The organism is Bdellovibrio sp. 22V (assembly GCF_030169785.1).
Taxonomy (GTDB): domain Bacteria; phylum Bdellovibrionota; class Bdellovibrionia; order Bdellovibrionales; family Bdellovibrionaceae; genus Bdellovibrio.
The window spans coordinates 2,869,966-2,889,840 of record NZ_CP125854.1 but is presented as its reverse complement, the minus strand read 5'-3'; the positions used below and the strand labels follow the sequence as shown (position 1 = coordinate 2,889,840).

Sequence of the window (19,875 nt, the reverse complement as noted above, 5' to 3'; positions counted from 1 at the left end):
AAAAGACATTGTCGGTCCATGGCTGAACCTGTGAGAATAGGTCATGGACTCGCGCAGACGCTCTTCTTCCTCAGATCGACATCTTATTGCTGAACAACCTGGTATGGCCGTGCTTATGAGCGGGCTGATTCTGGCTTTTTTCTTAGGCTATACGACGAAGTCTTTATTGTCTCCGTCGCGAGTGGCTTCGCGAATTGAAAAAGCCGCAAGCCACATTCATAAAGACATTAAAGTCACATTTGGTTCGGCTCAATTCAGTCTTAATGACGGCATCCTTCCGCGTTTTGCCGTGATCATTTCCAATGTCAAAATGGAGTCGCAAAAAAAATGTTGGGGTGCGCCCGTTCTTGAAGTGGATGAGTTTCGTCTGCCTCTTTCTTTATGGGGATTGCTTCGCGGGCGAGGACCTGTGCAAGCCATTGAAGCCAATAATGTGAACCTCACTTTGCGGGAAGCCCCTACGGATTGCGACGGTGAAGAAAAAAATGCCGAAATCGCCGTTTCGCCCGCAACGCCACAACCGTTGGTGACGCTGTCACCTTCAGAAAAGTCGCAGAAATATCAAAACGATGTTTCGTCGGTGTTTGTGCAAAAGCTGCACATTCGCAGCGAAAAATATCCGCAGTTTTCCTCGGAGCTTTTGAATTTTTCCGTCAAAGTAAAATCTTTTGAGCCAAAAGTGATTGAAGTCACGGCGAAGAGCAATTTTTTGAAAGACGCGCAAGTCGGAGATTATCTTTCGCACGCAAATCTTTTCGTGCAATACAAAGACTCTCCGGAAAAAACCGTGCAAACTCATTTTTTCGGAAACTGGCGAGAAGGTCATTACAGTGTTATCGCCAACTACACGATCGATGAGCGTCTGCTTGCGATAGAGACCGATCTCAAACACATTCCTTTGAGTCAAATCCTGGCGATTCTTCAGAAGTACGACCTGGCTTCAAAAGATCTTAATGGCCGTCAGGTATGGCTGTCGTCCAAAGCGCGCATGGTGAGTGATATCGACAAGATTCGCAAGGCCCCATTAGAAGTTCGCGATCTCCGTTTGGAGGGTGATTTGGGAGAGATGCGTGTTGATACAGTGAATATCATGTCGTTGGATCCTTTCGCGTATCAACCGATGAAGATCGACGTGAAGAAGTTGGATATCGATAAACTTCTGGTTTTACTCAATCGACCGAAAGACACCAGCATGTTGGGGCATCTCGGCCTTTTCACCGGCCGGGCCGAGATCGTTTCCGATAAAAAAATGCGTATGACGGGCGAGCACTCGGGTCTGGAATTTGTTTTTTCCAACAAAGGCCAAAGAGAATTGCAAACAATTGACCTGATGGTCGGTGACATTTCTTTGGATGGTGACACCTGGGATTTTCAAGTCAAACGAGTTGAGCCGCGCGGAGGCCTCTTCTTAGGAAACGTGCGCGTGAAAGCGGATCGCGATTTCCGCGATGTCGATGTAAAAATGCGCGTGGATGAATTATCGCTGGCCTCTTCCGTCCAAAAACTCATGACGGACGGAGGTGACATCGGCGTTATCAGTATTGACGGCGACGTCAAGATGTCGCAAGGGCAGACGAGTTTCATGAAGGGTCTTATCCGTGTGGATGCGATGAACGTAGAGGGAATGCAGTTCACAAAATCGAAAGCGTCGGTCGATTGGTCGCACGGTGAAGTAGTACTTAATACGCAAGTTCGCAAAATGGTTGTGAATGCGGCGTCTCCGGGCGCGGAAATTCTTCGCAAAGTGACGGAGCCGGCGTGGTGGCATCAAGGACAGTTGTCGCTTCATGATGTGACGGGAAAATTCCAATCAAAAAGTTTAAAACTTCTTTCCTGGAAAACCTTCCAAGGACAGGTGGGAAAAACGGGACGTCTTCTGACAGAGGGCTCTTGGGATGAACAAGGTCGTCTGAAAGGACACGTGATGATTCGTGAAGGAAAAAATCATCGCAGATGGTCCATTGACGGCACTCGGGAAAAACCGTCGTTTGTTGAGGAAGGTTCCTCGAAAGCGAGAAGATGATGTTCGTTGGAATCACGACGTTTGTTGTTGTCGGCTTTGTCCTCTACAAACACTTCTCCTGGAAAGCGTTGCCGTGGCCGGCGCACGCGATGAAACCGCCGCGTTATCAAGGACACCGCGGCTTCTGGAAGGGCGGCGCTAAAGAAAACACCATGGACGCTTTTAAAGCAGCGGCACAAAAAGGTCTTGAGATGGTGGAGCTTGATGTTCGTCTTTCTAAAGATCTTATTCCCGTTGTCTTTCACGATAAAGATCTTCGACGTCTGGGCAATTCGGCAAAGTTTGTTTTTGAAGTCACCGCTGCTGAAATCAAAGAAAGAGCGAAAGCTCCCACTTTAGAGGAAGTTCTTACTTCCAAAGAAGTGCCTCCTAAAATCAATATAGAAATAAAAACGTCCGCTATTTTAGATGGGCGTCTTGAACAAAAAGTCGCAGAGTTGATTCTTAAACACAAAGCGGAAGATCGCGTTTTGTTTTCAAGTTTTAATCCTTTGGCTTTGTGGAGATTGAGCTACCACTTGCCGCAGGTTCCGCGAGCGCTGTTAGCCTCCAAAGACCCCGAAGATCCGGAGAATAAAATCTATCTGCGCCACTTGTGGCTGGCTCCGTATGTGCGTGTGCACGCCCTGCACTTGGATCATGAGTTTGTCAGTGTGAACGAAGTAAAGAGATGGATGAAAAGAAAAGTGCCCGTCGCGTTGTGGACTGTGAACAATAAAGAAAAAGCGCTGGCTTACTTAGAAGCGGGAGCGCTTAGTATTATCAGCGATACTCTGGGTGGCTCTCAAGATTCTTAAAAGCCACCTGCGAAAAACTACGAACGCTGTGTTTCGTTTTGTTTTTGCGATTGAGTCGTTGTTTGTTGCTGATTGTGACTGACTTGTTGGTGATCGCGGATATCTTTTGGATCCACGTCGATTTCATTAAGACCTTGTTTGAAGCCGCGGATGGCTTTACCCAAACCTTGACCCAACTGAGGCAGACGGCTTGGACCGAAAAAAATCAACGCGATAATAGCAAGAAGTAGAATGTGTGTAAGGCTAAACTCACCCATGGGGGTTCCTCCCAGAAATTTAAAACAGTCTACACTTTTTAGACCCGACTGGGAGGAAAATCAACGCCGGACTGGGTTATTCCACCGGCATTTCGATAATTTCGACTTGGTCCGCCTCAGCGGCTTCTTTTTCAAGACCTTCAGCGACATCCTCTGTTCCGACAGCAACCACTTTGGTGCCTTCAGAAACCACTTGAATAGGAGCCGCTTCCGTATTTACGGAGCCACGGCCAGGAAGCTGTTTCGCGATACCTTTAACGGCTTTAGGCGCTTGAACTTCACGGACTGTAGGAGCACCGTTTTTGACGGCTTTTTTAGCTCCGCCACCGCCCATTTTTTTGAGTTCTTTGTCATATTTCGCCTTCAGATCCGAAAGTTCTTTTTGATAATTCTTACGAATCTCCTCGACCTGGTTGTTACGGGCTTCCGTAACACAGGAAGAATAGGTCTGAAGAGCAATCTCTTTCGCTTGCGCACGGCAAGTGAGTTCTGCTGATGTCTGAGTGAAAGCGTTAGCAGCAAATAAAATAGTCGCAAAAAATGAAAGAATAGTTTTCATACGAACCCCATTTCACCCCATGCAATTAACAAGATTCGTGCCGCCTCTGCTGCAAGAAATGAGGACTTTAGGCCCTGGGGCCCAGGTCATTTTTACAGGGATGAACAGACATTTGTCGGCAAAGCGGCGCCTTATAAAAGAAGACAAAATACATGGCAAGGATGAGGGATTAAGAGGAATAAACTTAAAGAAGATTGAGAGGCGAAAAATGAAACCCCGAACCGCCGCTTTTTTCATTCTAGGCCTGGCTTTTTTAGGAATGCTGGGCGGTTCTTTGAGGCCTGCGGCTGCCGAACCGAAACCGGCTGTTATTCCATGGGCCATCACAGAGTGGCCGCCTTATTACATTGTGAAAGGACCCTACGCCGGAGAGGGAACTATCGATCGACTCAAAAGATTGTTGCAGAACAAAATGCCGGGCTATGCGTTTGAAGACGTGAAGTCGGACTCTGCCCGTATTGTCGATCTTTGGCGCGAGGGAAAAAATGTCTGCGGAGGCGCGATGCTAAAAACCGCAGAAAGAGAAAAGCTGGCCTACTTTACCGCCTTGGCTTTTTCACTGCCGCATCGATATGTTCTCGTTACCAGTCGACCACAAATGCTTGACGAATTGGGGTCTTTCACATCTTTGCAGGATGTTTTGCATAACCGGAAATGGAAAGCCGTGATTGTGAAGGATCGTTCTTACGGTCCTTTGTTGGATAAGATTATTCACGACAACGAAAGCCTGCTTAAAGAAAATCACTTTTACGGAAAGTTTGGCGAAGGCTATTGGCCTGTTCTTAAGATGATTCACAAAGGTCGTTACGATTACACGGTGGAGTTCCCAGTTGTCGTGCGTTCCTTTAATGAAGAAGTTTTTCCGGAAAAACCTCTGCTAAGTATCACTCTTAAAGAGGAAGCTCCGTCGTTTGTTTATTATGTCGCCTGCACGAAAAATGAGTGGGGGCGAAAGATTATTAAAGCCGTCGACAAAGTCATGCAGGAATTAGCGTCGACCGAGGAGTATCACAAAGTGGTCGAGTCGTGGTTGGAACCCGCGGCGTTGAAATCGGGTCGAAAAGATTTGAACGAGTTTTACAAGAAGAGAGCCAAAGGGCCGTGGACGACGGCCCCATAATAAGACCCCATAATAAGAATTAACGACGAAGAGCTTTAGGGTCGATCGCATCCTGAAGGCCGTCACCCAAATAGTTAAAACTCATTGTCGTCATCAAGATCAAAACTCCGGGAAGGATCGCTAAGAAAGGAGCTTGATAAATAAGCTCTTGGGCGTTGTTCAGCATGTTACCCCAGCTTGGTGTGGGTGGCATGATGCCAAGGCCCAGGAAGCTAAGAGCCGCTTCAAACAAAATAGACTCGCCCACGCCCAAAGTGATCGACACCAGCATCGGCGCAATCACGTTCGGGAACATATGACGAACGATGATCGTGCTATCCTTCGCGCCTAGCGTTCGAGCGGCAAGGACGAACTCTCTTTCACGGATGGATAAGATACTGCCGCGAACCAAGCGCGCTACAGTCATCCAGGAGAACATGCAAAGAATGATCACCATTTTAAAGATGCTCTCATTAGACGTGCTGACAACCGCTTTAAGAAGTGGAAGTTTTGTCATATCAATAGCGGCCATCACGATCAAAATAGGAATTGTCGGTAATGACAAAAGTGAATCCGTCACCCGCATCAAAACCGTATCGATCAATCCGCCATAGAAGCCCGCGAGGGAGCCGATCAAAAGACCAATCAGCGCGGACGCAATAGCGACAAGAACACCAACGCCCATCGACACGCGTGTTCCATAAACAAGACGAATGAAGACGTCACGACCTAATTCGTCGGTACCGAAGAGATGGAATGTTTCAAACTCGGAAAAAAGAGAAATCAGCGAGCCCGCTTCGGCGATTTGCAAAGAACGCAAAGCTGCGACGGACTCTTTCACTTCGCGAGCTGCGAGTTCATAGATCGCATCGGCCTCGGCGACTGTGACGATACCTTTTTCGATCAATGCCTTTTGAACTTTATCGGCGATTTCGGGATTGTTTGTGATGAATCGTTCGACTTCGGTTTCACGCACGTCTTGTCCGACTTGAGCTGTCGTCATCGGCGCCAGATAACGGTTTGCGACGTTTTGGGCGTCGGGATCAAGTCCTGTGAAGCTTTGAATCTGTCCTGCGAAAACAGAGATCAAAATAAAAAGCGTGATAATGATGCTGCCGACGACAGCAAGCTTGTGCTCGAGGAACTGGCTTAGCACCATCTTCCACATGGGTTGCGCTTTTTCCAGTTCCGCTCTTTCTTTTGCGGAAAGGACGGATTCGCTAATTTGCACGTCGTTCATTGTGATTTCGTTGCTGCTCATAACTTACTCCGCCGACCTATTGATAAGAAATTCTTGGATCCGCGAATCCATAAAGAATATCCGCCACAAGATTCATTAAAAGAACCATACTTACAGAGATCACGAACGAGATCATCGCCACGTTGTAGTCATTACCGATGATAGAGTCGTAAACAAGTTTACCAACACCTTGGTAAGCGAAAACGGTCTCTGTCAAAATGGCTCCCGAGAACAAACCCGAGAAGCTCAACGCCAAAATCGTAATAAGAGGAATAAGTGCATTACGGAAGCCGTGCTTCCAAATGACGATACTGCGGGCTAAACCTTTTGCGCGCGCGGTGCGAATGAAATCATTGCGCATAGCTTCGAGCATTGCTGAACGAGTAAAGCGCGAGAAACGCCCGATCTGCTGAATCGAAAGACTCAGAACGGGGAGGATTAAATATTTCGAGCGATCCATAAGATCCGCCCAGAATCCCGGATTCTCAAGGCCGATCGTTTGAGTTCCGCCGGCAGGCAGAATGGGGAATTTCACCGCGAAAATAATAATCAAAACAATCGCAAGCCAGAAGGAGGGAATCGAGATCCCGGCAAACGAGAAGAAGTTCGCGAAGTAATCAATTTTACTTCCCGGTTTTAATGCCGAAAGCACACCCAAAGGAATTGCAATCAGAATTGATAACGTCAAAGAAACGGCTGACAACAAGAACGTGTTCCATAAACGAGGCCCCATAAGCTCTTGCACCGGAACGCGATACGTACGGCTGTAACCCAAATCGCCCTGACCGATGGATGTCACCCAGTTGAAGTAACGTTTGTAAACGGGCTGGTCCAAACCGTAAAGGGATTTCAGACGAGCCACGTCTTCTGCTGTGATCTTAGGATTTGAAGCAACCATCATGTCGACAGGATCGCCCGGCATTAAGCTCATAAGATAAAAGCACACGTAGGACAGGATCACTATCACCGCGAGTGTTTGCAAAATGCGACGAGTAATAAATGTAGTCATTGATGACTCCTTAAAATCGGGGAAGGAGGTGTCAGCAGGGAAAAAGGTACCTGGTACCTTTTTCCCTATCTTCCCGCTAAATTAGTTCAAAACCCAGTCTTCGACGTTGTTTGTTTCGTAGAACTGGTGGCCGGACATTTTGTAATTCTTCAAATTCTTCGGAGTTACAGAGATGTCAGAGCGGTAGTAAAGAGGAAGAACCGGAACTTCCGCTGTGTAAGCCTTCAAGATGTCATGAACAAGTTCTGTGCGTTTCTTCGCATTGAACTCGACGTCCAAAGCATCCAAGTTTTTATCAACGTTTGCGTTGTTCCAACCGTGGAAGTTTTGGCCGGACCAACCGTTATTGGTATTAGGAATTGCTTTAGATGAGACTGTCGAGCGCGGGCTGTTTTCTGGAGAAGAAACCCACGCAAAAAGCGCCAAGCCGTCGAATTTTCTTTTCGTCATAGTTTCGCCGAAGAAAACACGGGCTGGTTCGTTCTTAACAAGAACTTCGATGCCGGCTTGCTTCCACTGATTTTGCAAATAAACCTGAACAAGCTCACGAGTTTTGTTGCCCGCCGTTGTTTGGAATACCAAAGAAAGACGCTTGCCATCTTTCGCGCGGTAACCATCAGCGCCCATTTTCCAGCCAGCTTCATCCAAAAGTTTTCCTGCTTCACGCTTAGAGTAGCGGTAAGTCGTCACAACTTTAGGATCTGCCGTAAACCAAGGGTCTTTCGGAGAAACGTTGTGGATCGCGACTTGTTGTTTGCCCTCAAAAAGAGCTTTTACCAAGTCATCGCGATTGATGGAGTAAAGAAGAGCTTTACGTACGCGAACATCCTTCAAAATCGGATTGTCCAATTTAAGATCAATGTGTTCGTAAGTTACAGAAGGAACGAAGTGAACAACGTAGGGAAGATTTTCCGCTTTTGTTTTCTTATCGAAAGCCAAAGCTTGGTCGAAATCAAGACCCAATACAGAGATCATGTCGATCGTGCCTGAGCGCAAGTTCGCTTCCAAAGTTCCTGTATTTGGAATCAGCTTCACGATGATTTTTTTGATCGCAGCAGGTTTGCCGTAGAAATGCGGATTCAAAGCGAAAGAAACGTGTGAACCCAATTTCACGTCAGTGATCACGTAAGGGCCATTGTAAAGACCTGGGTTTGTCGGGTTGCGAACGTAGTTAGAGTTCTTTTCGTAACCCTCTTTTTGTTTCGCGTACTTTTCAAAAACAGCGGCTTCAAGATGTGTTGGCACTGGGTAAAATTGCGCCAATTGATAGAAGTCCCATTTTGCTTTGTCGTATTTGAAAGTACATTTTTTTGGATTCTTGGCATCAATGTCGATCTTTTCAACTTGCGTCCAAGTTTCTTTTTCACCCACGCTTACGGTCGGGCTTGTTGCGATTTTATGAGCTGTGATGAAGTCTTGGCAAATGACAGGTTTTCCGTCACCCCATTTCGCGCCTTCAAGGATTTCCCAGTGAGCGACGATTTTTTTCTTGCCGCCGTCTTCGATGATTTTAGCAGTGCCTTTGTCCAAAGAGGGAATTTCTTTCGCAAGCTGAGTCACCCATTTGCCTTCTGGTGTAAGCACCACAAGAGAACGACCGGTCATGCGATGCATGTAAGCAGACGCGGACATCGTCATAATGATAGGGTTCAGCGTTTCGAACTCCTGAGAGATACCGATTTTGAGCTCGTTGTTGCTAGGAGCAGCTACAGCTTGAGCACTCAAGCCCACACTTGCCGCTAGCAAAAGTCCTTTTGCAATTTTGTTCAACATACATTCTCCTTGTTAATTAAGCTTCATTTCCTAAAGAGGGTGTCGCCGTCAACCAGCACGCTTTTTTGTGGGCGCCTTCTCCCGTCAACGACGGAACTTGTTGCGCACACACGTCCATTTTGTGCGGGCAGCGCGGATGAAACGCGCAACCCGATGGCGGATTGATCGGGCTTGGAACTTCTCCACTCAAAGACTTTTTCATTTTCTTTTTGCCTTGGCCAACACGAGGAATCGCGCCGATCAATGCTTGAGTGTAGGGGTGTTGCGGATTTTTAAAGAGTTCGTCACGCTCGGCGATTTCAACGATTTTTCCCAAGTACATCACGGCGATACGGTCGCACGTGTGTTCAATCACGGAAAGATCGTGAGAGATGAAGACATACGTGAGCTTGAGTTTTTCTTGCAGATCTTTCAACAGATTCAAGATTTGCGCTTGAATCGAAACGTCCAAAGCGCTGACAGGCTCGTCACAAATAATCAATTCCGGATTCAGGGCAATAGCGCGCGCGATACTGATACGCTGTCTTTGTCCGCCGGAAAATTCGTGGGCATAGCGGTTCACGTGAGCTTTTCTAAGGCCCACGAGTTCAATCAACTCAAGAACACGTTGATTGCGCTCGGCCATCGTGCCGACGCCGTGAATATCCATCGGTTGACGAATGATTTGGCCCACGGTCATACGCGGATCCAAAGAGGCATAAGGATCTTGGAAGATCATTTGAATGTTTTTGCGTTTCTTGCGAAGAGCATCGCCTTTCAAAGACAAGAAATCCTGTCCATCAAATTGAATGCTGCCGCCCGTGGGTTCATAAAGTCGAATCAAGGTGCGGCCCAAAGTTGATTTGCCACAGCCGGATTCGCCCACAAGACCCAGAGTTTCCCCTTTGCGCACAACCAAGGAAACATCGTCGACGGCTTTGACGCTCGCGACTTCGCGTAGAAGAAGGCCTTTCTTAATCGGGAAGTGCTTTTTAATATTCTTTGCTTCAAGAATGATTTCGTTCATTTCTAACTCCCCGGACTCTTAAAGAGGATTGAAGCAAGCCACGGTGTGACCTGATTTAATTTCAACTAAAGGCGGCTTCGCACTGGCGCATTCGCTTTTTACACGTGTGCAGCGATTGACGAAAGGACAGCCCTTGGGCAGTTCAAACGGAGCGGGCACGCTGCCTTCGATCGTCGTTAAACGTTTCACGCGTTCGCCAAATTTAGGGCGAGACGCAATCAAGGCCGCCGTATAAGGGTGGCGAGGGTTCAGGAAAAGTTCTTGCGTGTCGGCTTGTTCACAAGTTTGTCCGCCGTACATGACCATCACGCGGTCGGAGATCTCAGAGATCACTCCCAAGTCGTGGGTGATGAACTGCACTGTCATGTTGAATTTTTCTTGCAGGTTTTGGATGAGCTCCAAAATTTGCGCTTGGATCGTCACGTCCAAAGCTGTCGTCGGCTCATCGGCAATCAGGAAGGTCGGATCACAGGAAAGAGCCATTGCAATCATGGCTCTTTGGCGCATACCGCCCGAAAGCTGGTGCGGGTAGGACTCATAACGCTCTTCCGGAGATGGAATGCCAACCAGACGAAGCATTTCGATCGCGCGCTCGCGGGATTCTTTCGGGGAGCATTTTTTGTGTTTCATAATCTGTTCATCCATCTGATAGCCGATGGTTAAAACAGGATTGAGTGCGGTCATAGGTTCCTGGAAGATCATCGCCATTTCGCCGCCGCGGACTTCTTCCATTTCTGATTCCGCGAGTTTCAAAATATCACGGCCGTTCAGCAGGACCTGGCCGCCGCTGATTTTGCCCGGCTTTTCAATTAAGCGCATCAAGGAGTAAGAGGTGACGGATTTACCGCAGCCTGATTCTCCGACGATTCCCAAAGTTTGCCCGCGATCAATTTTATAACTGATGTTGTTGACCGCGCGGACGGGCCCGGCTTTGGAGGAGAAAGTCGTTTCAAGATTTTTAACTTCAAGAACGGTTTGATTTTGCACTTAAGAATTCCTCTGCTTAAAGAAAGCGACGCGTTTCAAGTTCTTGCAAAATAGAGAGGCTTCCTTTGTGAAAAGCCTTTCCGATAATTCCCGTGAGTTTATCACTTAAACTCTCATGTTGTTCGAATTTTACTTTAACTATTTGGTGTTTCTCGGAAAGAGCCATGAGGTAGTCGTCGCTGGTGCGAATTTCATCGACTAAGCCCTTCGTCAAAGCCTGATCGCCGTACCAGTACTCGCCGGTTGCGATTTCGCTCATATTCATATTTGGACGGAATTTTTGAACGAAGCTCTTAAACAAAACGTGAGTTTCTTCAAGTTGTTGTTTAAATTTTTCTTCGCCTTTTTCCGTGATTTCGCCAAGCAAGCTGACTGTGCGTTTGTATTCGCCCGCCGTGTACTCTTTGTATTCCACGTCATGACGTTTTAGAAGACGGTTGAAGTTAGGAACCTGGGCCACAACACCAATGGACCCGACGATCGCAAAAGGTGCGCTCAGGATTTTATTAGCCGTACAGGACATCAAATAACCGCCGCTGGCCGCGACTTTATCGATGCAAACCGTAAGAGGAATTTGTTTTTCGCGGATACGCAGAAGTTGTGAAGCCGCAAGACCGTAGCCGTGCACCACGCCTCCGGGACTTTCCACACGAACGACAACTTCGTCTTCCGGTGTGGCAATGGTAAGAACAGCTGTCACTTCTTCACGCAGATTTTCAACCGCAGATGCTTTGATGTCGCCCTCAAAGTCGAGGACGAAGATTTTTTTCTCGTGATCTCGTGGTTGTGTCTCTTGAGCTTTATGTTCTTCTTTAAGTTTTTTCTTGAGCTCTTTGCGTTCGTTCTTAGTCATCGTTTGTGACTTAAGAAGATTACGAAATTCCTTGTATCTTTTGTGCAGAAGTTCGACTTGAATCTCCGTTTTCGGGCCTGCCGCTCGTGATGCGATGAGGGCGATAACAATGATCACAGCTAAAATAGCGAACAAAATGATGAAGGTTTGTGCCGCGAAAATTCCAATATTTTGCAAAGCGTCCATGGGGCTCCTTAGATGCAAGGATTTAAGTTATTCAGGAAATAGACAAAGGTCGAGCATCTTTTTTGTTTGCTCAAAAAAAATTAAGAGCCCTGATAGACTGGGGCCAGAATGATTCTTCCGCGTCGTCTGAATCTTATTATTTTTGTTCTTCTTGTAAGCACAACGGTTTCTGCCAAGAATGCCGAAGAGGAGCGTCTTTCCGGTTTTGCTGGGCATCATAAAGAACAAAATCAGTTCGAAACCGCTCGCCAGAAGGGCGAACGCGCCTATCTCGAGGAAGAAGAGCAGTGGGAGAATCAAAAGCTCCGCAATCTTGAAGCATATAAAAAGACGAAAAAAGAAGAAAAAATGAGCGAAGACGGCCCTGAGGCAAAAGCTGATGCGGCTGCTAAGAAAGCTTACGACGCTTCTTATGAAAAGGAGCGTCGCGAATACATCGTCGAAAAATCAAAAAAAGACGACGAAGTAGTGCGTGATTTTTTTTTTTTAAATTTTTTTTTTTCTCGCCGCCCCCCCGGGGGCGCCAAAATAACCAACCCCCCCCTTCCTTAAAAAAACTCCCACGACGCTGAAACCTTTTTGATTTTTCACGACTCCTCCTTCAAATGGCTTTTCGGAGGAACAAACTGAGATCTATATATGGTCTCCGCTCTATCCGTTCCGTTTGATTTAGAACGGCTAGAGCGGGAAATGAGATGGCATTATTTGCATGCTCCAAAACGTACAACTGTTGTTGGAGAATCATATCCTTGAGAGTTTCTGGAATACCAATAAATTGTCGCATCCGAAGTGTTCAAGTTGTTATTAACCATCGAATAATAAAACGATCCGTTTCCTTGATAACTCCAGTTTTCACGTCCCAAGGCAGAGAAGCACCCAACTCCCGGCGCACAAACTTGCAAACCGCTATCGCCTTCAAAAGAAGCCGAGCAGGAGACGGTTTCTCCGCAGGCATAATAGGATTTGCTGCAACTAAATCTCGGCATGCATGTTTTGATAGTTCCGTTCACTTGAGAGGAACGAAGTCCATTTGAATCCAACGCTCCCCATGAGACAGACTCGAAGTAACCGCCAGAATTGGTATTGATTTTATAGTAAGAAAATTTACCGTTACCCAAGTAAGTCCAATCCGGTCTTCCCATAAGAGGATAACAATTTCCAGTCGCGTAATCACACGTCTTCAAATTACTGTCAGAGCCTGACGCTGTACAGATGATGGGTTCACCGCAAGTCCACGCAGTTTTATTGCAACTAAACGTAGGCGCTTGCGGAGTTGGCGCCGGTGCAGGAGCACAATTAGAATATCCATAAGAGCCGCTTAAAACTCCATTGTTACAAGACCGCACTTGCGAAGAACACGAACTGCCTGATGCAACCGTGGCCGTTAAATAGGCTGTTACAGTTTGCCCATGAGGAATGGTTGCTCCGTTGAAGAGACAACTGCTTGCCTGCCCCACGCTACAAGAAGAATAGGAATAAGTTCCCGTCAACAAACCGTTATTACAGCTGCGCACTTCGGACCTACATGAGTTTCCGAAAGGCGCAGATGAAGATTGAAACGCTGTTACCGTACTTCCGTGCTTAATTGTCGCGCCATTAAACAAGCAACTAGCCGCCCCACCGATGGCACAAGAACCGTATGCGTACGATCCTGATAAAACGCCGTCTTGACATCGGCGTTGTTCAAATGCACAGCTCCCACCATAGGGAACGGTGGAGTTTTGATAGGCAACGACAGACTGGGAATGCAGAATAGTTTGTCCGTTAAAAAGACAGCTCTTTAACGATCCGGGAGTACAAGATGCAAAACGATACGAGCCGGTAAAAGCCCCATTTGTACAAACTCTGATCTCAGATCGACAGGCAGTTCCCGATGAGGTTTCGTAGGCAATGACAGTTTGCCCTTCCTGATAAATCACACCATTAAAAGAACATGTCGAAGCGATTTGTTCGGGATCAATGGCGCCGACAGGTTCCAGTTGTTCTTCGGGAAGTGCAAATTGCATAGGAGGCGAGCAGTTTTGAAAAGCCACAACCGTTACAAGAACGCCTGAGGATATGAGTGAAGAAAAAAGCAACGCCTTAGACTTTTTGAAAATCTGCATAACTTCCCCCTGTACTAACGTATCGGTCACTGAAGTCGAGCATTTGAATAATTTGGCAAAATAGCGTTCTGAATAATCCAGAACGAAATCCCGAACGCTTACTTAACACTAGCGTGTCTTAACTTCCGGCTCCGCCACCAGCGCCGCCATCACCACCTTCGCCTCCCCCGAGTCCTCCGCCACAAATTTGACTATAAAGAGAGGGGAAAAGGCGCATATCTTCAGGATATGGAAGCCATTCGTTGGGATTATTCTGATCGTTACCGGGGCAAATCCATTTACCAGGCGGTCGCGTTGGAGTTGGTGTTGGTGTCGGAACTGGCGTCGGTGCCGGTGGACAACCAAACGCAGTACATGGTGGAGGTGAAGGTGGACCCGCCACCGTGTATATCACACCCGGAGGGCCCGGCGGTCCTTGCGGTCCTCTCGGTCCCATCGGTCCTCGTGGTCCCGTATCTCCCCTTGCCCCTTTAAAAAAGCTGATGTTCACGCAACCATCGGCGTCTGCTCTGGCAACGCCTCCGCTGGGAGCATTAAAGGTTTTCCCAAATCCAATGAATATGTAAGGACCTTTTGCCAAGCAGCTCGCAACGGGTGAATTATTGACGCCGAAACTGTGTCGGTTCATTGATAAAACATCAAAACGGCGTAAGCGAAATTGTGCGTCCGCATATTTTTTAAAGCTCTCGTGTCTTGAATAAAATAAAACACTCAGCTGATCACTCGGGTATCGGCAGCCTTGCGCGGATGTGGCTACGCAAACATTCTTCCAGAAAACACGCGCCTTGATTTGGCAGGGAGAATTCGCAGAGCCGTAAGTCGCGCAAGGTTTCCCGTCAGCCGTAAAACCATATCTTGGATTTGAACTGCCGACATACAAGCTGCCATCACTGCGGTAAATATTTACTTCACGGATTTGATTGTCAGCGCATGTGGAAGGAAAAGTCAGGGAACAAGCCATTCCCGGATTCAGAGATTTGGTTTTATCCCACGCTTCTTGGCTGGCTACTGTCGCAATAATAGATTCGCGCAAAGAAACTATGGAAGCATAATCCACGTTTTCTTTCTGACTGTAAAACTGCAGCTTGGCGATACTCAGCATAATCCCAGCGGAAACCGTTAAAATAAAAAGTCCCACAAGCGATTCGACTAAAGAAAATCCAGATCGGTTCTTTATGGACATGTAACACTTGCCCCCGCCGGTCCCATCGGCCCCATTGGGCCCATAGGTCCCGTAGGCCCCATAGCTCCCGTGTCGCCCTTATCACCAAAAAACGCGGCGTAATCAATACAGCCTAGAGAATCGGAAGAGTAACCTCGGAATGTTCGTCCCGTGCCCACGTAAATCTTGCCTTGATCTCCACAGATAACTGACGGAGATGCATTGTTTTGCAGACGCATCCTGCTTTGTTCCACAAGATTATAATTTAACGAATTAAAGGAAAACTTTCTCTCCGAAGAAGACGGCGAGTACGTGAATCTAAGCGAAACGAACTCTTCAGCGAGAATCCGTCCTGAAGCGACGACCGCATTCGAACAAGTGGCTGGCGTACACCCTGCGCGCCAAAAAACCTCAACCCGCAGCGGACAAGCGTCGTTTCCCGTGGGCGAATACTGATTGCAGGGTTCTCCTTGCAATGTAAAGCCCGCTGTCGGAACTGTATCGACAACGACATTTCCTCCTGAATCCATAAGTTTAATAGGTGTGACTTGCGTTGAGTTCGGATTGCAATACGTTTGCCCTGGGGAGCGACACATCATACTGAAATTCACGGCATAAGTTTGTGCCCAAGAGTTTTGATTTCCTATAAGTGCCACGATATTCTGGCGCATTGCCAAGACATTGGCTTTCATGTTGATTTCATGATTGGTGCGGTTGTTTCTCTGCATCACTGTAATGGTGCCGAGATTGATCAAGCTCATCACTCCAAGAACCACAAGTGCCTGTACGAGTGAAAACCCTCGATCATTCATAGTTCCCCTCTCTATTATCGACTAACAATGATATTGTTTCTTCGACAGATTTTCGGTTTGCGAGAAGAGTCCCCGGATAAATTATTGTTCTGAATAATTCAGAACGCAGATCTCCTAAAATAGGACTGTGAGGACCGTCCTATTTTGTTCTGGATAATATAGAACACAATCTGCCCTCCCCTGCGAAGCTTCCCATATTGATACTTGAGCAACTGCAGGTACTGCCGATAGGCAACAGGATGACCGTTAAATTGAATATTTCCCGTCTTCAATCTGTTCTTCTTTTTGCGACGATAACATTTTCGCTCGAAATGCTCGACGTGATTTATCTGTTTTACAGAGTTAAAGACATCGTTCGCTTCCGTGGCCTTCTTGCCGACACCGGCTTTACGATTCATCTCATCGTTATTTATTTTTTTATTCGCGTCTTCGTTCTGCATTGTCTATTAGGAGCCCTCTCAGAGCTGTATGTTTATGTTTTCGATTTTAAAAAGAGGCTTGGGGTTTATATTTCGCTGTATATCTATGTTTTTATTTTTCTCACCCTGCGCACGCCACAAATTTTCGATGAATTCTCTACAATTCAAACTGCGATTGTAGCCGTTAGAATTTTTAAACATCCATGGCTTCCTATGGCCTTTGCAAACTTGCTGGGACTTTTCTTGGTTTATAAGGCCATCATTCTGGCTCAATCCCGTTCTCGAAAAGCCTACTTCACGATACCTCTTATCTGCGCTTTTTTCGCTGTACTAAATTATAGCAATGACGCAAAAACCGAGGCGGTCCTTCAAGCGGGATCTACGAGCCTGAAACAGACATCGCATCCCCACATCATCGTAATTACGACGGACTCCATTCGCGGGGATGTCAATTTTCCGGCTCACGCCAAAATTAATTCGTCGTTCAGAAAGTATTTGCAAAAGAGTTTTCATTTTCAGAATGCCATTTCTCCTTTGCCACAGACGCATGTTGCAATGACCTCTATCTTAACGGGCAAATCCCCGCACAATCTCCACATCAGAACGAATCTGTCGCATCCCGCGCCCTCCGGAAAAAACATTCTGGATCAGGGAGCTATTTTGGATCTGAAGAATGCAGGATTTCAAACGACTATGTTGATGGACGTTATGGAGTATAGCAACCACCGTCCAGGGCGAGCCATCGATACGATTAAAGCCCCCGTCTACTCGGTCGCAAATGTTTTCATTTCAACTTTTTTTAAAAGTAAGACCATCTTTGCTCTTTTTAATAATCCTTTAGGCCATTTGTTTTTACCTGAGATCAAAGACAACACGTCTTTTCCATATGCCTATCACGTAAACAATTTTACAAAGAAAACCTTAGATGAAATCTCGAAAGTGGCACAGCAATCAGAAAGCCAGCTTCTCTATCTGCATACCTGCTCGGTTCACTGGCCTGGCATCTTCCCTTATCCGCATTACCCTCAGGATAATTTAGATCAAGTCACGCAAATTCCGTTTTCGTACACCTCCAAGTTTTTAACTCTTGAACAGATGTCGGCGGGACAGTGGAATGCCCGCTCAAAACACAATTCGCATATTTATACAAAAGGTATCGATATGCTCGTCGAGGAATATCTAAATCCGGTATTCGCAGCTCTCGACAAGCAAGGTTTTCTTGATAACTCCGTCGTCATACTCCTTTCCGATCACGGGGAAAACTTTTGGAATCCCGCAAGCACATATCCTTATGAAAAAAAACCGGAGCATGGTGGAAGTTTTCTTTTTGGCGCCGATTCTGAAAAAGCCGTTCTTCATATGAGCTTTCCGCAGTGGCAGGGACGGCCAATTCTACAAAACGTGGGTTTGATTGATGTTGCTCCTACTTTATTAGATTACTTGAAAATCCCCGCTTCGTCCGTTTCGGAACGGGGTGATGGTACGTCCGTTTTGGAACTTTTAAAAACAGCCTCACAGAGCGAAAAAATGTACTACTCTGAAACCGGATTATGGCCGTTTCGCACCTTCAACCTTCAATTCGTTACGACACCGCTGACGGATCTGGCCCCTATGCTTTCCTACGATGAAAAACATGACACTCTTTATATTCAAGATTCGCATCTTCCCGCGATCATCTTGCAAAAACAACGCGTCTTGAATTGGCGGGATTACAGATACATCGTGTATCCTACCTTCTATGGATTTCAGGATTTTTTATGTTACAGTAAAAACGACCCGCAATGCACGATGGATATAAAAGTCTCATCTCCCAAAATCGCCACGAAAATGAAATCGGAAATGCTTCTCTACATGACAGCTGATTTTTCGGGATACTCCCGTTTAGGTCCCTGCAACACTCCGGACCTATTTAACGAAAATCTTGGTAGCCATCTGGAATCCCGTCAATGGCATCTGCTATTTTCCGCAAGTACTTGTATAAACAAATGGCATGACTACCGATCTGGCTTCGAACTTCTAAAAAAAATTTTAAAAGAGAGCCCTGAATCGTCTACTGTCGCGGCAAAGGCGCGCCGGCTGCTCTTTACTCTTTGTTCGAATAAAATCGGCACTGAAACTCCTGAAAGCCTGTTGTTTATTAAAGACGAATATATGAAGACGCCGGAAATGAATCCAGGGTGTGCGCAAGTACTCAATATTGAGCTGGAGCAATCACTGGAGACTTTCTCCTCTGAAGAGGAATCCCAAGAGGATTCCGAAATAACAATCACTGAAGACTTTGCTGAACGCCGATTGGACTTCATACATTTAAATGAAATTTTTTATCTTGAAGCCGATTCACTGAAAAGAAACATGATCTTGGATAAAATGGCAGCTCATGAGGCTCGAGAGTCTTTTGAGCAAATGTTTAAAACAGCGCAAATTTATCAGCTGCACTTCGCCGATTCACATCGCCTTAAACAAGAGCTGGATCAGCTTTACCACGCCGAAATATCATATAAAATGACTCTCAAGCTTACGAATTACTATTACGCATATTACATGTCTCTTAAGCGGAAATCTGAAAATCTGGTATTTATAGACGCCATTAAAAGAATGGACGAAGGAACTCTGCCATTTTCTTTCTTTTATTCTATTGCGGGACGCCTGCAATTTCTAACAAGAGAATCTGAATCACTCAGTTTGCTGTCATTCCGAAATCTGCTTTTTAAGTACCCGTATATTGCTGGGATTCCTGTTTATGACATCGAGGTTTCATTTTTCAAGAAACGTCTGCAAGAATTTTTATGCAAGGACAAAAAGAATCAGCAACTTTGCATCTCACTCAAAAGAACTCTGAGGGAAGACGAGCGACATCTCTTCATTCAAAAGGCTTTTCCTCCCCTCGACGATCTCAATGAGGAAAGCTTAAGAAAGTTTGCAATATCGTTTAAAGAAAAATTTTATCGCGACCCGATATATTTTTAAGCAGCCTTTTTGTTTGTTAAAGGACCGCATCCAAAGCTCAGCAGATACACGTCCTGGCGTTTCGCTTCATCCCTATGCAAAAAGTCCTTAGATTCTTCTATTATATTCATAATTCGGGAGCGGATCAGTTCAAACTCCGATGGATCCATAGCTAAGACCAACGTTTCAAAGAACTGCGTCGTAGCAAGAACTCCTTGTCCATCACTTGCAGAGCATCTCAAAAATGAAGCCTTAGTGCATTCAGAGATATACGCTCTTAAGTCTTGATCGTCGAACAAGCCCTTTTCGATCTTTTCGATACTCTTGCGCGAAATGCGACGCTTGCCTTTAAGGATTTCGTTAAATGTCGAAACTGAAAACCCCAACAGATTTGCAAAAGCACGCTGGGAAAACCTTGGGTTGCGCTTTTTTTTGACCTTTATCAGATTTTCAAGACAGTCCCGGATATCCAGATCATACAGCTCACCTCGTTTTACCATAACCCCTCAGGCCTCATCGTATAGCAGGGATATAGAGGCCTAAACTTATTTTAATAAACTCAGTGAGTGGAGGAAGTAGACTTTTTATTCTAAGACCATTATCTGTTCCCATTTTAAAGAACCAGAGAAAAGCGATCACCAA

The 19,875-nt window shown here is 46.2% G+C and carries 17 protein-coding genes; 5 read left to right on the top strand and 12 right to left on the bottom strand.

Annotated elements, in window-relative coordinates; translation table 11 throughout:
- Nucleotides 1–43: 43 nt before the first annotated feature.
- Nucleotides 44–2,023: an AsmA family protein gene (locus QJS83_RS13950; protein WP_284605617.1), complete on the top strand. Its 1,980-nt coding sequence runs from the start codon at nucleotides 44–46 to the stop codon at nucleotides 2,021–2,023.
- Nucleotides 2,020–2,820, top strand: a complete 801-nt coding sequence (locus QJS83_RS13945; RefSeq protein ID WP_284605615.1) for a glycerophosphodiester phosphodiesterase — start codon at nucleotides 2,020–2,022, stop codon at nucleotides 2,818–2,820. The genes QJS83_RS13950 and QJS83_RS13945 overlap by 4 nt, the downstream gene beginning before the upstream one ends.
- Nucleotides 2,821–2,837: 17 nt before the next feature.
- Here QJS83_RS13945 and tatA read toward each other — a convergent pair whose 3' ends face one another.
- Together tatA and QJS83_RS13935 are read right to left on the bottom strand one after the other, a co-directional pair.
- Nucleotides 2,838–3,077, bottom strand: a complete 240-nt coding sequence (gene tatA, locus QJS83_RS13940; RefSeq protein ID WP_284605613.1) for a twin-arginine translocase TatA/TatE family subunit — start codon at nucleotides 3,075–3,077, stop codon at nucleotides 2,838–2,840.
- 76 nt (nucleotides 3,078–3,153) lie between these two features.
- Nucleotides 3,154–3,636, bottom strand: coding sequence for a hypothetical protein (locus QJS83_RS13935; RefSeq protein WP_284605612.1), 483 nt, complete (start codon nucleotides 3,634–3,636; stop codon nucleotides 3,154–3,156).
- A gap of 208 nt (nucleotides 3,637–3,844) precedes the next feature.
- Here QJS83_RS13935 and QJS83_RS13930 point away from each other — a divergent pair, with 208 nt between their 5' ends.
- Nucleotides 3,845–4,756: a TIGR02285 family protein gene (locus QJS83_RS13930; protein ID WP_284605610.1), complete on the top strand. Its 912-nt coding sequence runs from the start codon at nucleotides 3,845–3,847 to the stop codon at nucleotides 4,754–4,756.
- Between the two features lie 19 nt (nucleotides 4,757–4,775).
- Here the strand turns inward: QJS83_RS13930 and QJS83_RS13925 are convergent, their stop codons facing one another.
- The 6 genes from QJS83_RS13925 to sohB all read right to left on the bottom strand — a co-directional run bounded on the left by QJS83_RS13925 (nucleotide 4,776) and on the right by sohB (nucleotide 11,789).
- Complete coding sequence (locus tag QJS83_RS13925) at nucleotides 4,776–5,996, bottom strand: ABC transporter permease (RefSeq protein ID WP_284605608.1); 1,221 nt, start codon at nucleotides 5,994–5,996, stop codon at nucleotides 4,776–4,778.
- Nucleotides 5,997–6,012: 16 nt separating this feature from the next.
- Nucleotides 6,013–6,984 (bottom strand): ABC transporter permease, encoded by a 972-nt coding sequence (locus tag QJS83_RS13920; protein ID WP_284605606.1) that lies wholly within the window; start codon nucleotides 6,982–6,984, stop codon nucleotides 6,013–6,015.
- An 81-nt stretch (nucleotides 6,985–7,065) separates the two neighbouring features.
- Entirely contained in the window at nucleotides 7,066–8,757 is a 1,692-nt protein-coding gene (locus QJS83_RS13915) for a peptide ABC transporter substrate-binding protein (RefSeq protein WP_284605604.1), read from the bottom strand.
- A 16-nt stretch (nucleotides 8,758–8,773) separates the two neighbouring features.
- Nucleotides 8,774–9,763 (bottom strand): ABC transporter ATP-binding protein, encoded by a 990-nt coding sequence (locus QJS83_RS13910; RefSeq protein WP_284605603.1) that lies wholly within the window; start codon nucleotides 9,761–9,763, stop codon nucleotides 8,774–8,776.
- A gap of 18 nt (nucleotides 9,764–9,781) precedes the next feature.
- The gene (locus tag QJS83_RS13905; protein ID WP_284605602.1) at nucleotides 9,782–10,750 is read right to left on the bottom strand and encodes an ABC transporter ATP-binding protein; all 969 of its coding nucleotides are present in this window, start codon (nucleotides 10,748–10,750) and stop codon (nucleotides 9,782–9,784) included.
- A 16-nt stretch (nucleotides 10,751–10,766) separates the two neighbouring features.
- Nucleotides 10,767–11,789, bottom strand: a complete 1,023-nt coding sequence (gene sohB / locus QJS83_RS13900) for a protease SohB (protein ID WP_284605601.1) — start codon at nucleotides 11,787–11,789, stop codon at nucleotides 10,767–10,769.
- Between the two features lie 108 nt (nucleotides 11,790–11,897).
- Between sohB and QJS83_RS13895 the strand changes: the two genes are divergently transcribed.
- Nucleotides 11,898–12,341, top strand: coding sequence for a hypothetical protein (locus tag QJS83_RS13895; protein WP_284605600.1), 444 nt, complete (start codon nucleotides 11,898–11,900; stop codon nucleotides 12,339–12,341).
- A 149-nt stretch (nucleotides 12,342–12,490) separates the two neighbouring features.
- Here QJS83_RS13895 and QJS83_RS13890 read toward each other — a convergent pair whose 3' ends face one another.
- The 3 genes from QJS83_RS13890 to QJS83_RS13880 all read right to left on the bottom strand — a co-directional run bounded on the left by QJS83_RS13890 (nucleotide 12,491) and on the right by QJS83_RS13880 (nucleotide 15,868).
- Nucleotides 12,491–13,894: a hypothetical protein gene (locus tag QJS83_RS13890; RefSeq protein WP_284605599.1), complete on the bottom strand. Its 1,404-nt coding sequence runs from the start codon at nucleotides 13,892–13,894 to the stop codon at nucleotides 12,491–12,493.
- A gap of 118 nt (nucleotides 13,895–14,012) precedes the next feature.
- Nucleotides 14,013–15,077, bottom strand: a complete 1,065-nt coding sequence (locus QJS83_RS13885; RefSeq protein WP_284605597.1) for a type IV pilus modification PilV family protein — start codon at nucleotides 15,075–15,077, stop codon at nucleotides 14,013–14,015.
- On the bottom strand, nucleotides 15,068–15,868 hold the full coding sequence (locus tag QJS83_RS13880; RefSeq protein ID WP_284605595.1) for a type II secretion system protein: 801 nt from the start codon (nucleotides 15,866–15,868) through the stop codon (nucleotides 15,068–15,070). Before QJS83_RS13880 ends, QJS83_RS13885 begins: the two co-directional genes overlap by 10 nt.
- 239 nt (nucleotides 15,869–16,107) lie before the next feature.
- Here QJS83_RS13880 and QJS83_RS13875 point away from each other — a divergent pair, with 239 nt between their 5' ends.
- Entirely contained in the window at nucleotides 16,108–19,254 is a 3,147-nt protein-coding gene (locus QJS83_RS13875) for a sulfatase-like hydrolase/transferase (protein WP_284605593.1), read from the top strand.
- Here QJS83_RS13875 and QJS83_RS13870 read toward each other — a convergent pair.
- Complete coding sequence (locus QJS83_RS13870) at nucleotides 19,251–19,733, bottom strand: hypothetical protein (protein ID WP_284605591.1); 483 nt, start codon at nucleotides 19,731–19,733, stop codon at nucleotides 19,251–19,253. The two genes, QJS83_RS13875 and QJS83_RS13870, sit on opposite strands and share 4 nt — an antisense overlap.
- Nucleotides 19,734–19,875 lie beyond the last annotated feature (142 nt).

Coding starts and splice junctions, on each gene's coding strand:
- QJS83_RS13950 (WP_284605617.1), top strand. CDS start 44: ATGGACTCGCGCAGACGCTCTTCTTCCTCAGATCGACATCTTATTGCT.
- QJS83_RS13945 (WP_284605615.1), top strand. CDS start 2,020: ATGATGTTCGTTGGAATCACGACGTTTGTTGTTGTCGGCTTTGTCCTC.
- tatA (WP_284605613.1), bottom strand. CDS start 3,077: ATGGGTGAGTTTAGCCTTACACACATTCTACTTCTTGCTATTATCGCG.
- QJS83_RS13935 (WP_284605612.1), bottom strand. CDS start 3,636: ATGAAAACTATTCTTTCATTTTTTGCGACTATTTTATTTGCTGCTAAC.
- QJS83_RS13930 (WP_284605610.1), top strand. CDS start 3,845: ATGAAACCCCGAACCGCCGCTTTTTTCATTCTAGGCCTGGCTTTTTTA.
- QJS83_RS13925 (WP_284605608.1), bottom strand. CDS start 5,996: ATGAGCAGCAACGAAATCACAATGAACGACGTGCAAATTAGCGAATCC.
- QJS83_RS13920 (WP_284605606.1), bottom strand. CDS start 6,984: ATGACTACATTTATTACTCGTCGCATTTTGCAAACACTCGCGGTGATA.
- QJS83_RS13915 (WP_284605604.1), bottom strand. CDS start 8,757: ATGTTGAACAAAATTGCAAAAGGACTTTTGCTAGCGGCAAGTGTGGGC.
- QJS83_RS13910 (WP_284605603.1), bottom strand. CDS start 9,763: ATGAACGAAATCATTCTTGAAGCAAAGAATATTAAAAAGCACTTCCCG.
- sohB (WP_284605601.1), bottom strand. CDS start 11,789: ATGGACGCTTTGCAAAATATTGGAATTTTCGCGGCACAAACCTTCATC.
- QJS83_RS13895 (WP_284605600.1), top strand. CDS start 11,898: ATGATTCTTCCGCGTCGTCTGAATCTTATTATTTTTGTTCTTCTTGTA.
- QJS83_RS13890 (WP_284605599.1), bottom strand. CDS start 13,894: ATGCAGATTTTCAAAAAGTCTAAGGCGTTGCTTTTTTCTTCACTCATA.
- QJS83_RS13885 (WP_284605597.1), bottom strand. CDS start 15,077: ATGTCCATAAAGAACCGATCTGGATTTTCTTTAGTCGAATCGCTTGTG.
- QJS83_RS13880 (WP_284605595.1), bottom strand. CDS start 15,868: ATGAATGATCGAGGGTTTTCACTCGTACAGGCACTTGTGGTTCTTGGA.
- QJS83_RS13875 (WP_284605593.1), top strand. CDS start 16,108: ATGACCGTTAAATTGAATATTTCCCGTCTTCAATCTGTTCTTCTTTTT.
- QJS83_RS13870 (WP_284605591.1), bottom strand. CDS start 19,733: ATGGTAAAACGAGGTGAGCTGTATGATCTGGATATCCGGGACTGTCTT.